10 protein-coding genes are annotated in these 11998 nt (G+C 55.3%); 4 read left to right on the top strand and 6 right to left on the bottom strand.

The annotated features are described in order from the left end of the window. Window position 1: 1 nt before the first annotated feature. The gene (locus G3I67_RS04675) at window positions 2-877 is read right to left on the bottom strand and encodes a dienelactone hydrolase family protein (RefSeq protein WP_163651996.1); all 876 of its coding nucleotides are present in this window, start codon (window positions 875-877) and stop codon (window positions 2-4) included. Window positions 878-994: 117 nt separating this feature from the next. On the opposite strand from G3I67_RS04675, the gene G3I67_RS04670 reads away from it, so the two are divergent. Next, window positions 995-3127, top strand: coding sequence for an acetate--CoA ligase family protein (locus tag G3I67_RS04670; RefSeq protein WP_163651994.1), 2133 nt, complete (start codon window positions 995-997; stop codon window positions 3125-3127). A gap of 65 nt (window positions 3128-3192) precedes the next feature. Here the strand turns inward: G3I67_RS04670 and G3I67_RS04665 are convergent, their stop codons facing one another. The 5 genes from G3I67_RS04665 to G3I67_RS04645 all read right to left on the bottom strand — a co-directional run bounded on the left by G3I67_RS04665 (window position 3193) and on the right by G3I67_RS04645 (window position 8704). After that, a complete protein-coding gene (locus G3I67_RS04665) occupies window positions 3193-4212 on the bottom strand; it encodes a Bug family tripartite tricarboxylate transporter substrate binding protein (protein ID WP_235931671.1) in 1020 nt (339 codons plus the stop codon). 12 nt (window positions 4213-4224) lie between these two features. Beyond that, window positions 4225-5988: an IlvD/Edd family dehydratase gene (locus G3I67_RS04660; protein WP_163651992.1), complete on the bottom strand. Its 1764-nt coding sequence runs from the start codon at window positions 5986-5988 to the stop codon at window positions 4225-4227. A gap of 76 nt (window positions 5989-6064) precedes the next feature. After that, a complete protein-coding gene (locus G3I67_RS04655; RefSeq protein WP_163651990.1) occupies window positions 6065-7012 on the bottom strand; it encodes an N-carbamoyl-D-amino-acid hydrolase in 948 nt (315 codons plus the stop codon). Window positions 7013-7181: 169 nt separating this feature from the next. Beyond that, on the bottom strand, window positions 7182-7655 hold the full coding sequence (gene ssb / locus G3I67_RS04650; protein ID WP_163651988.1) for a single-stranded DNA-binding protein: 474 nt from the start codon (window positions 7653-7655) through the stop codon (window positions 7182-7184). A gap of 110 nt (window positions 7656-7765) precedes the next feature. After that, entirely contained in the window at window positions 7766-8704 is a 939-nt protein-coding gene (locus G3I67_RS04645) for a LysR family transcriptional regulator (RefSeq protein WP_163651986.1), read from the bottom strand. A gap of 161 nt (window positions 8705-8865) precedes the next feature. On the opposite strand from G3I67_RS04645, the gene G3I67_RS04640 reads away from it, so the two are divergent. From G3I67_RS04640 to G3I67_RS04630, 3 genes are all read left to right on the top strand, one after another. After that, window positions 8866-9744, top strand: a complete 879-nt coding sequence (locus tag G3I67_RS04640; protein ID WP_163651984.1) for a TauD/TfdA dioxygenase family protein — start codon at window positions 8866-8868, stop codon at window positions 9742-9744. 76 nt (window positions 9745-9820) lie between these two features. Next, window positions 9821-10828: a Bug family tripartite tricarboxylate transporter substrate binding protein gene (locus tag G3I67_RS04635; RefSeq protein WP_163651982.1), complete on the top strand. Its 1008-nt coding sequence runs from the start codon at window positions 9821-9823 to the stop codon at window positions 10826-10828. A 9-nt stretch (window positions 10829-10837) separates the two neighbouring features. Beyond that, window positions 10838-11998, top strand: coding sequence for an alpha-hydroxy acid oxidase (locus G3I67_RS04630; RefSeq protein WP_163651980.1), 1161 nt, complete (start codon window positions 10838-10840; stop codon window positions 11996-11998).

The following is an 11998-nucleotide window of genomic DNA, read 5'->3' as shown; positions in this document are numbered from 1 at the left end:
GTTAAAGATATTTCTTGAACCAGTCCTGCGCCTTGGCCCATCCGTCCTTGGCCTCTTGCTCACGATAGCTTGGTCGATAGTCCGCATGGAATGCGTGCGGCGCTTTGGGATACACGACAAAGCTGGATGCTTTGGCCGCGGCAGATCCGTTAGCCAATGCAGCCTTCATTGTGTCGACCGTACTGACTGGAATGCCAGCGTCCTCTCCACCATACAGACCTAGAACTGGCGCATGCATTTTGGCTGCGATATCGACAGGATGGGCTGGCTTCATGGCATCTTTATCGCCAACCAAGCGGCCATACCAGGCCACGCCTGCCTTCAGTGCCGGATTATGTGCCGAATACAGCCAGACAATCCGGCCACCCCAGCAAAATCCGGTGATGCCGAGTCGCTTGGGATCGCCACCATTAGCGGCAGCCCATTTGGCCGTCGCATCCAGGTCACCCATGACTTGAGCATCAGGAACTTTATTGACGATCTCAGCAAACAGCTTGGCGTTTTCGGTGTACTTGGAAGGATCGCCCTGGCGCGCATACAGCTCAGGCGCGATTGCGAGGTAACCCAGTTTGGCAAAACGTCGGCAGACATCCTTCATGTATTCGTGCACGCCGAAAATTTCTTGCACAACGAGTATGGTGCCGAGATTAGTCTTGCCGGCGGGAGCGGCACGATAGGCGGGGATACTGCCATCTGCAACCGGGATCTTCACTTCGCCTGCGGTCAATCCGTTGGTATCGGTGGTGACAACGGTACTGGCCATGACGGGACCTGCGGCAAGCGTAAATCCGGTGGCAAGCGAAGTCGTTAAAAAGCCTCGGCGATTAAGCGTCAATGGCGGCAACAAACTATCAAACTCTGGACTAGGTTTATTCATGAGACGGTCCTCCTTGAAAGGTGGATCGAGTGTATATCCAAGCTTCACCTAACAGGTATGATTAATCGAAATTTTCTTCAAAACCCTACACCCTTAACAACTACTCGAAAAATAACGATGACAACGCAGCGAACACGTCCTTCGGACACAAGCAGGTTAGCCAAACTACTTAATCCCCGATCGGTCGCCATCATCGGCGCATCGGATGATCCAGTCAGAATCGGAGGCAGGCCGATTTCCTACATGCTGGGCCAGGGATACAAAGGGAAGATTTATCCGGTCAACCCTAACCGTGAAACGGTGCAAGGCATTAAAAGCTACCCAAGCGTCGATGCGTTGCCTGAAACCCCGGACGTGGCGGTGGTAATCGTTCCGGCATCGGCCGCTCTCGAAAACGTGCAAGCCTTGGCCAAGCGAGGCACGGCCGCAGCCATTCTCTTTAGTGCCGGGTTTGCCGAAATCGGCCCGGAGGGCGCAATCGAGCAACAGAAACTGGTGGATGCGGCGCATGAATACGGGATGCGACTGATTGGACCCAATTCTCTCGGGTTGATCAATCCGGTCACCAGTTTTTATGGATCGTTTGCAACAGGCGTGGAGCTGGGCTTTCCACAACCGGGCAATGTCGCCATCATCAGTCAGTCAGGCGCCTATGGCGCGCATTTGATGACAGTCGCCACGTCTAACGACATTGGACTGTCGGCCGTCATCATGACCGGCAACGAAGCGGACTTGACCGTAGGCGACATGCTGCAAATGGTGGTGGATGATCCGATGACTAAAGTCATCATGATGTATTCGGAAGGCATCAAAGAAGCGCCTCACCTGATTGCAGGACTGGAAGCGGCGCGGCGCGCGCGCAAACCGGTCATGATGATGAAGGTGGGTCGCAGCGCGGTCGGTAGCGCGGCGGCGCAATCGCATACTGCCTCGATTGCCGGCGACGACAAAGTGACCGATGCCGTGTTGGCCGAACTCGGAGTCGTGCGTGTCGAGTCGACCGAGCAGATGATGGATATCGCCAGATTGGCGATACGCGGGGTTTATCCCGAAAACAATACGCTTGGCGTGATCACCGTCAGTGGCGGCGCAGGCGTCATTATCTCGGATGCTGCCGACGCGATCGGATTGCCCATGCCCGAAATGCCTGCAGAGTCGCAAGCGAAACTGCTCAAACTGTTGCCTTATGCGGCGCCACGCAACCCGGTCGATGTGACCGCGCAATACCTAAACGAAATGTCGTTGCTCAACACGTTTACCGACACTTTGATCAAAGAGGGTAAATACACCTCGATTCTGGGATTTTTTACCTATACGGCTGGTGCGCCCACTATTGCACCGCGACTGCGCGAGCAACTCAAGCTGGTGCGCGCGAATCATCCTGACTGCATCTTCGCGTTGTCTCTGATCGCATCGCGCGAACAAAAACGCGAATATGAAAAAGACGGATTCACGGTATTCGAAGACCCCAATCGCGCCGTGATCGCCATTGAAGCCATGGGACGCTTTGGTCAAGCATTTGCAAAAGCGCCGAATCTTCCTGCGCCTTCCTTGCCTGCCTTCAAGCTGCCTGACGTCACGCCGAGCGAAGCCGAAGCTAAAGACTTGCTCGCGCAGGCCGGAATCGCGTCCGCGCCTGAGCGCGTTTGCAACAGTATCGATGCAGCACTCGCCGCTGCGAACGAATTGGGATATCCGGTTGTCATGAAAATCGTTTCGCCGGACATCCTGCATAAGTCCGAAATCGGTGGCGTCATACTGAATGTGGGCAACGATGCCGAGGTACGCCAGAATTTCAGCTTGCTGATGCAACGCGGTCACGATGCGCTGGCAAAGATCAAGGGCGAAACGCGTCTGGATGGAGTCTTAGTCGCAAAACAATTAAGTGGTGGCGTTGAATGCATCATGGGCATCACCCGTGATCCGGTGTTCGGTCCCGTTGCAATGTTTGGCCTGGGCGGAATTTTTGTCGAAATTCTTCAGGACGTTGTCTTGCATCGCTGCCCGTTTGGCGAGGATGTGGCCGAACAAATGATTCGATCGATTCGCGGGGCGCCTTTGCTGCTCGGTGCTCGTGGTCGAGCACCAGCCGACATCAAGGCGCTAGCGAACATGTTGTCACGCTTGTCCGCCTTTGCCGCCGCTGCGGGACCGGGTCTTCAGTCGATCGATTTAAATCCGGTTTTTGCTATGCCTGAGGGTCAGGGCGCCTATGCTGCGGACGCCGTGATCGAGCTCGCTAATTGCTGATGTCACTTCAGGCTTGATTCGTAGCGATGTGATGTCGATATCGTTACGAATCTTTACAAACCTGATCAGTTGATCTTGATATTGGCCGCAGCAGCTACTCTGCGCCACTTTTCGATTTCAGCTTTGACGTATTGCTTGAACTGCTCGGGTGAGCCGCCAACCACTTGCGCAGCATGCTGTTCGAATTGCTTTTGAACATCGGGCAGCGCCAATGCCTTTTGCGCGGCAGCCGATAATTTGGCAACGATCGCGGGTGGCGTGCCGGCAGGGGCAAACAACCCATTCCATGAACTGACCTCGAAATCAGGTATGCCTGCTTCAGCCATGGTGGGTACATCCGGCAATTGCGGCAACCTGGTCAACCCTGCCACGGCGATGGGACGCAATCTGCCTGCGGCAATACTCGGCAATGCGCCTGCGGTTGTCATGAAGCCCATGGACACATTGCCGCCCAGAACATCGTTCAGCGCGGGAGCCGCCCCTTTGTAAGGCACATGCAGGATATCGATACCGGTTCGCAACCTCAGCATTTCGGCGGCGAAGTGCGTTGATCCACCCGCACCGGACGTGGCATAACTCAATTTGCCCGGATTCGCCTTTGCATATGCGATCAATTCTTTAAGGTTCTTGATCGGCAGCGATGGATTGACGACCAACACACTTGGCGAAGACATGAATTGTGTGATGTGCACAAAGTCGCGTTCGGTGTCGTAGTTCAAATTGTTATAGATCGACATGTTGGTGGTGTTGGCGATCGTGCCGAGCAGCAAGGTATAGCCATCGGGCTTGGCTCGTGCGACGATTTCAGTGCCGATGTTCGAACCACCGCCGGGCTTGTTCTCAACGATGATGACTTGCTTGAGATCCTTTTCCATCGCATTAGCCATGATGCGGGCTACGAGGTCGGTCGGACCGCCTGCGGCAAACGGCACGATGAGTTTAATCGGGCGATCGGGATACGAGTTCGTCGCTTGTTGCGCGTGCGCGGCAAGCGGTACTGCCGTGGCCATTAATAGAGCTGCAGCAGCAAAACGTTTGAACATTGCAATCATTTGCATGGAAGTGTTTTTAAATATCTGGGTCATCTGAATAAGGTCTCATTTTTTCGGAATCTTGCCGCCCGTCATGGGAGGCATCAAAAAGTCGAAATCCACGCCTTGATCCGCCTGTGTCACGCTTTCCAAAAATAGTTTGCGGTAACCGCGCTGCGCAGTGGGGGTTTCAACTTTCTTCTGACTAGCCCTGCGTGCAAGCTCCTCGGCACTAACCAGCAACGATAGTTCGCGATTGGCCACGCTTAAGCGAATTCTGTCGCCATTTTGAACGTAGGCAAGCGGGCCACCGACTGCCGACTCGGGGGTCACATGCAGAACGATTGTGCCAAACGCGGTGCCACTCATGCGGCCGTCGGAAATGCGGACAATATCTTTGACGCCCGCTTTAGCCAGCTTTCTGGGGATCGGCATGTATCCGGCTTCGGGCATGGCCGCGCCCTTGGGGCCGATGTTTTTAAGAACCAGAATATCTTCCGCATTCACATCGAGATCCGGCGAATCAATACGGTTGGCCATGTCTTCGAGGTTTTCGAACACGACTGCGCGGCCTTCATGCTCCATCAGTTTTGGATGCGCAGCCGATTGCTTGATGATCGCACCCCCAGGTGCAAGGTTGCCCTCAAGCACGGCAATGCCGCCTTGCGGATAAATCGGGTTGCTCGCACTGCGAATCACGTCTTGTTTAAACCCCGGGCCGGCGCGTTCGATCTCTTCACCCAGCGTGCGACCAGTCACAGTCATCGCATCCAGATGCAACAAGGGCTTGAGCTCGCGCAACAGGGTCGCCATGCCACCAGCTGCGTGGAAGTCTTCCATGTAATGATCGCCCGATGGTTTCAGATCCAGCAGCACGGGCGTTTCACGTCCCATGCGGTCCAGTGCCTTCAGGTCGATTTCAAAGCCCATGCGCCCGGCGATCGCAGTCAAATGGACGATGCCATTGGTCGATCCACCAATAGACAGCAACACGCGCATGGCGTTTTCGAACGCTTTGGCGGTCAGGATCTGATCGATACCCAGTCGCTTGCGTGCAATCTCGACCGCTAGCGCGCCGCTTTGCTCGGCTACGCGCATGCGGTCAGCCGTCACTGCCGGTGGCGATGCGCCGCCCGGCACTGTCATGCCGAGCGCTTCGGCGATACATGCCATCGTGCTGGCGGTTCCCATGACCGAGCAGGTACCGACGCTTGCGACCAGCTGACTATTCACCTCGGCAATTTCTTCGGCATCAATCTCTTCAGCACGGAATTTGCCCCAATATCGACGGCAATCGGTGCAAGCGCCGACGCGCTCGCTGCGATGCGAGCCGGTCAGCATGGATCCGGTAATCAATTGCACGGCCGGCAGGCCTGCCGAGGCAGCCCCCATCAGCTGCGCCGGTACGGTCTTGTCGCAACCGCCTATCAATACCACTGCATCCATGGGCGCAGCACGCAGCATTTCTTCCGTGTCCATCGACATCAAGTTGCGCATGAACATGCTGTTCGGTTGCGAAAAGCTTTCGTGAATCGAAATGGTCGGAAAATCCATCGGCAAACCACCCGCCATCATGATGCCGCGTTTAACCGCTTCCATCAATTGGGGCATATTGCCATGGCAGGGGTTGTAGGCGCTGCCGGTATTGGTGATGCCGATGACGGGACGATCGAGCGCGCGATCGGTATAGCCTGCGCCCTTGATGAATGCTTTACGCAAAAATAATGAAAAGCCGCGATCGCCATAATTGGTCAGCCCTTTGGACATGCCATCCTGGTTTGCGGCCGGATTGATATCGTGGCCTTGTACTGATTTATCTGAGTCCGACATTTTGTGCTTGCCTTGATCTGCTCTGAGTTTTGTCTTGGTTAGTCTGAAATAGCGTCACGCGCCAGGTTACTGTGCATCAGTCTGTTGGCGGCGCACCCATTGTCGAGCCGGCACCTACGCGATCAATGATCAGGCGATAGTGCTCCGGACGGCGATGTGCGGCGAAGTTAAAGACGTGCTGTTTAAAAGTGTCTCCCATCGCCAGATCGGCCTGACAGAAAATCACCTCGTCACCCTCGCCTTGCGCTTGCGCGACAATTTCTCCACTTGGTGCGACGATCGCCGATCCACCAATCAGGTGGCTGCCATCCTCGACGCCTGCTTTCGCTGAGGCGGCTACCCAGACCGCATTCTGATAGGCTGCGGCCTGCAAAGTCAGCAAATGATGGAACATACGCAAATGCGGAGGTTCCGGCCAGTGGATATTGACTGAAGGCGTGTTGTAACCGAGTGCGACGATTTCGGCCCCCTGCAACCCCATCACGCGCCAAGTCTCCGGCCACCGACGGTCGTTGCAAATACACATGCCAATCTTGGCTTCTTTGGTGTCCCACACCTTGAAACCCTCGTTACCAACTTCGAAGTACTTTTTTTCCAGGTGCTGAAAAGGCGCTTTAGGTTTGTGATCGCTGTGGCCCGGCAAATGAATCTTGCGGTAGCGTCCAACGATGTTGGCCTGCGCATCCACCAACACTGCGGTGTTGAAGCGGCGACCATCTTTAGTCAGTTCAGCATAACCAAGATAGAAGCCAATACCCAGCTTACGCGCCGTCTCGAACAGAATCGCAGTTTCAGGCCCGGGCATGCTGGCCTCGAAATAGCGCTGCTCCGCCTCCTGTTCGTTCATCCAATAGCGCGGAAAAAAAGTCGTCAGCGCCAGCTCGGGGAACACCACCAGCTTTGCACCGCGCGAGGCCGCTTCACGCATCATTTCGAGCAAGCGCGCAACGCATTGGGCACGCGTATCCTGAGGCTGTATCGGACCAAGTTGGGCGACAGCCAAGCCATAGGGTCTTTTAAGCATTCAAGAAGTCTCCGTGAGGATTTTTATAATTTTTATTGTTCGAATTCTGAACTATAAAGGTTTATGGCATCAACCATGAAAAAACCCGATGAACGTTCGTTACATCGGGTTTCAAAATCATTGCATCTGGCAAGTTGACCTGTTCGATCGCTAGGATGCGCCGGATTGGTCAGAAGGGAATGTCATCATCCATATCAGCCAGATTGGCGGCAGGCGCAGCAGGTGCGGCAGGGCGCTGGGCCTGAGGTACGCGTACCTGGCGGGGGGCCTGACTTTCGCCGCCGCCCATGCCACCTTCAGCTCCATCACGTCCACCTAGCATCTGCATCTGGTCGGCAATGATTTCGGTGGTGTACTGATCGACGCCTTCCTTGTTTTGCCACTTGCGGGTCTTCAGGCGACCCTCGATATAGACTGGACGGCCCTTTTTGAGGTATTCACCGGCAATTTCAGCCAAGCGGTTGTAGAACACCACGCGATGCCATTCGGTTTCTTCGCGGCGCTCGCCGGTGTTTTTATCCTTCCAGTTGCTGGTGGTCGCGATGGACACGTTGCAAATCGCCGAACCGCCATCCGCGCCGTAACGCACTTCAGGATCGCGCCCAAGGTTGCCAACCAGAATTACTTTATTGACCGATGCCATGCCGATCTCCGTATCAAATATCCATATGTTTAACAATAGCCCGATACCGGGCCGTACGAGGCGCCATCATTGTCCGGTTGGCAAAATCCTGCCAGACGCAAAACTACGCATTAGGGAGCAGTGTAAGGCAGATTTTTGTAAACATCCCAACCCGGTTCGCGAAACCATTGCCTCAAAAAGTCCAGAAACGTCCGAACCCTGACTGGCAGGTTCTTGCGGCTCGGGAAAACGGCATAAATATCCACCCCGCTGGGCCGAAATTCGGGCAAAACCGTCTGTAGCCGCCCTGCCTGGATATCCTGCATCACCATGTAGGTTGGGTGCATGGATATCCCGTGTCCGAGTATCGCGGCATGGCGCAGGGGGTCGCCGTAATTGGCCCGAATCGTGCCCCGCACTCGCACCGAGTGTTTTGCATTGAGCGGTGCCGGTCCGTCAAAATTCCAAATGTTGGTCGGCGATTTCAATGCATGAACCATGCAATCATGATTGGCCAAATCGGCCACATCAGCAGGCATCCCGCGTCGCTTCAGATACTCGGGCGATGCGACCAGCAACTGCGGAACAACTGCCAGCTTGTGCGCAACCTGGCTGGTGTCTTTGAGCGACGAAGCGATTCGCACTGACATATCCAGACCTTCGGCGACCAGGTCGGTGCGGCCATCATCCAGATACAACACGACCTGAATGTCGGGATGCGCGGACGAAAAGGCGGTGATGATGGGGACCAGGTGAAACGCGCCAAACGAGGGCGGGGCGCCCAGGCGCAAAATACCTTTAGTTTGTTTGACGGACTGGCGGACCGCATTGTCCACTTTTTCAGCCCGATCCAATAACTCGCGGCCGTTTTCCAGCAAAGACAGGCCGGACTCGGTCAAGCTGACGCTTTTGGTGGTGCGCGTGAGTAATTGCACACCCAGATTTTGCTCCAGCCAGGCGATGTGTTTGGTCACGTTGCCTTTGGCCATCCCCAGACGCTGGGCCGCCCCCGAAAAACTGAGTCCCTGGGCCACTTCGATAAAAATCTCGATTGCCTTGAGTTTGTCCATTTTTAGCCTGAATTGTTTCTAATATGGAAACATTGATTTCACGATTTGATTCTATTCTAAAGATCCAGAACTCGATAGACTCCGTGATCTTTTGAAAACAATACTTCTGAAATCATTGCAGGCCTGCCCGCCACCCAGTCACCTGCTGCGAGGAGATAAACATGATCAACGTGACACCTAGCGGACAGGGCCTGGGCGCCCGTGTCGAAAACATCGACTTGTCCCAGCCACTGAGCGCCGAAAACTATAAAACCATCGAAGGTTTGCTCGGCAAATATGGTGTGCTGTGTTTTCCGAAACAGCAGCTCAGTAGCCAACAGCTCAAGGATTACAGCTCGAATTTCGGTAGCCTCGAAATCAATGTGGCCAACGTCTATCAGGAGCCGGGCCTGCCCGAGGTGATGATTTTGTCCAACAAGAAAGTCGACGGCAAGCCGATCGGCTTGGGGGATGCAGGTCAGGACTGGCACACGGATATGTCTTACAGCAAGATGATCGCTTTCACGAACGTTCTGTACGGCATCGAGATTCCACGTCGCAACGGCGAGCCTTTGGGCAGCACGGAGTTTTCCAACATGCGGGCCGCCTACCTGGCCTTGCCCGAAGACCTGAAAACAAAACTCGATGGCATGACTGTTTTGCATGACTTCAACAAGTTCTGGGAAAACATGCGCAAACAACCCGGAAGCACGCGGGCACCGCTAACCGAAGAACAGCGTAAAGCCAAACCCCCCGTGTCGCACCCGATCTTTCTGACCCACCCGATCACCGGCGAGAAGGTGCTTTACGCCAACCCGGGCTATTCAATCCGGATCAATGAGCTGCCCGAGGAAGAAAGCGACCGCATTCTGGCGTTTTTGTTCGAGCATCAGTTGCAGCCCCAGTTTCGCTACCGTCACCGCTGGACAGAGGGCGATGTCCTGATGTGGGACAACATGGGTACGATCCACAACGCGATCGCCGACTATAAGCCTGACGAGCCTCGCTACATCAAACGCTGTCAGGTCATGGCGGACCGCTACTTTCCACAGGCGGCCTGATCAGGGAAAGTCTGCAGACCAGGATGGCAGTCACCCTGCTAATCTTGCGTACGAATTCAAACTGGAGAAATCATCCATGAACGCATCTTTTTTGATTGCGACAAAAAAACTTTGTCGCAATATCGCGCTTGGCGCATCCATATTGGGCGTAACGGCTACGGCCTCCTTCGCCCAGGCACCAAACTACCCTACCCAGAACATCAAGATGGTCATCGGCTTTGCCGCCGGCGGACCAACCGATGTCATCGGCCGCATTCTGGCGCAGCACATGTCGGCATCACTCGGTCAAACCGTGGTCGTCGAAAACCGTACCGGAGCGAACTCGCTTATCGCAACGAAAGAAGTCGCCAAAGCAAAACCGGATGGCTACACAGTGCTGTTCGCCTCCTTGTCGCACAACGTGAACCGCTTGTTGCTCAACGAAAAAGCCGATTACGATCCTCTGAAAGATTTCGCCCCCATCTCGCTTGCGGCCAATCTGCCATTGGTACTGGTCACTTCCTATGACTCGCCGTTTAAAACTTTGCAGGAACTGGTTGCCAAAGCCAAGAGCACGCCTGACAACGTGAGCTACGGCTCAGCCGGCAATGGTGGATCCGCCCATCTGGCCGCCGCGATGATGGCAACGCAATCCGGCACCAAAATGCTGCACGTGCCGTTTCGCGGCAATGCGCCTGCTTTGACCGAAGTGATGGCCGGTCGCGTGTCGTTCATGTTCTACCCGAGCATCGGCATTGCCAATCATGTCAACGACAAACGGATTCGGGTGCTGGCGGTGGGTTCGGCCAAACCAATGGAAGACTTCCCGGGAGTGCCGACGATGGATTCGTCCGGATTTCCAGGCTTTGAACAAACCGCCCCATGGGTCGGCATGCTGGCGCCGGCCAACACGCCCAAACCAATCGTAGACAAGTTGAATGTCGCCATGGTGCAAGCATTGAATCTTCCTGAAGTTCAAAAACGACTCAAGGAGTTAGGCGCAATACCGGTGGGGGATACACCAGAACAATTCAGGGAGTTTCTGGTCAAGGATCAGGCTCGCTGGGCCAAAGTGATCGAAGCCTCGGGAATCACTGCGGAATAATCAGTCGAAATGAGTCTTGCCGAAAAAGCATCGCGTGCATTTAGCATTGCCGACTTGAGAGAAATGTCGCGCAGGCGGTTGCCGCGCGCGATTTTCGATTTTTTCGACGGTGGTGCAGAAGACGAGATCGCGTTGCGCGACAATCTCGCAGCGTTTCAGCGTGTACGCGTTCTGCCCAAAGCGCTCAACGATGTGTCCAGGGTTGATTTATCTTGCGACTTCGTCGGCGCGAAATCGGCGATGCCGCTTGCGATTGCCCCAACAGGCGCGGCGAACTTCGGTCGACATGGCGCAGACATCGCCATCGCTCAGGCCGCTGCCGCTGCGGGCATTCCGTACACGTTATCGACCTCGGCCACGACAACGATCGAAGCGCTTGCGGATGCCGCACCGGGCAGGCTGTGGTTTCAGGCTTACATCCTGGCCAACAAGGAAAAGCTCGCGGCATTGATTGCGCGCGCCCATGAGGCCGACTATGAAGGCTTGATGATCACGGTTGATCTGCCAGTAGGTGGAAAGCGCGAACGCGATTTCAGAAACCAGCTGGTGTTCCCTTTCAAGTACACGCCTAAAAATGTGCTGGACTTCGCGACCAAACCATTTTGGTCGCTTGGCATGTTGCTCAAAGGCGTGCCGGAGATGGAGAACATCAAAGAGATTAAGCGCGACAACCCCGGCGGCAAAAAGCTGGCTTCATCTGTCGGCAAAAACTACGACCCGGCGTTTGACTGGACTCAGTTGCAAATCATGCGCGACAACTGGAAGCGCAAAATGATCGTCAAGGGCGTGATGCAACCTGCGGATGCCGCTCGTCTGGCGGAGATGGGGATCGACGCCATCGTCGTGTCCAACCACGGAGGCCGCCAACTGGATAGCTCGCCCGCCACGCTGGATGCCATGCCGGCAATTATCCGCGCGGTAGGCGGGAAGGTACCCGTGCTGGTCGATGGGGGCGTGCGACGCGGATCCGACATTCTTAAAGCGCGCGCGATGGGTGCGCAAGGCGTGCTGATCGGCCGTGCCACTCTATTCGGCGCGATCGCGGCCGGCTATCCCGGTGCAACGCGTGCAATCGAAATCCTGCGGGACGAGCTCAGCAGAACGATGCAATTAAGTGGTGTCGCCAATATGACCGAAATTGATCGGGACCTGATCTTCTCGACGCACTAA

This window comes from Sheuella amnicola (assembly GCF_010499255.1).
GTDB lineage: Bacteria > Pseudomonadota > Gammaproteobacteria > Burkholderiales > Burkholderiaceae_B > Zwartia > Zwartia amnicola.
This window is presented reverse-complemented; position numbering and strand designations above follow the sequence as displayed.

Coding starts and splice junctions, on each gene's coding strand:
- G3I67_RS04675 (WP_163651996.1), bottom strand. CDS start 877: ATGAATAAACCTAGTCCAGAGTTTGATAGTTTGTTGCCGCCATTGACG.
- G3I67_RS04670 (WP_163651994.1), top strand. CDS start 995: ATGACAACGCAGCGAACACGTCCTTCGGACACAAGCAGGTTAGCCAAA.
- G3I67_RS04665 (WP_235931671.1), bottom strand. CDS start 4,212: ATGACCCAGATATTTAAAAACACTTCCATGCAAATGATTGCAATGTTC.
- G3I67_RS04660 (WP_163651992.1), bottom strand. CDS start 5,988: ATGTCGGACTCAGATAAATCAGTACAAGGCCACGATATCAATCCGGCC.
- G3I67_RS04655 (WP_163651990.1), bottom strand. CDS start 7,012: ATGCTTAAAAGACCCTATGGCTTGGCTGTCGCCCAACTTGGTCCGATA.
- ssb (WP_163651988.1), bottom strand. CDS start 7,655: ATGGCATCGGTCAATAAAGTAATTCTGGTTGGCAACCTTGGGCGCGAT.
- G3I67_RS04645 (WP_163651986.1), bottom strand. CDS start 8,704: ATGGACAAACTCAAGGCAATCGAGATTTTTATCGAAGTGGCCCAGGGA.
- G3I67_RS04640 (WP_163651984.1), top strand. CDS start 8,866: ATGATCAACGTGACACCTAGCGGACAGGGCCTGGGCGCCCGTGTCGAA.
- G3I67_RS04635 (WP_163651982.1), top strand. CDS start 9,821: ATGAACGCATCTTTTTTGATTGCGACAAAAAAACTTTGTCGCAATATC.
- G3I67_RS04630 (WP_163651980.1), top strand. CDS start 10,838: ATGAGTCTTGCCGAAAAAGCATCGCGTGCATTTAGCATTGCCGACTTG.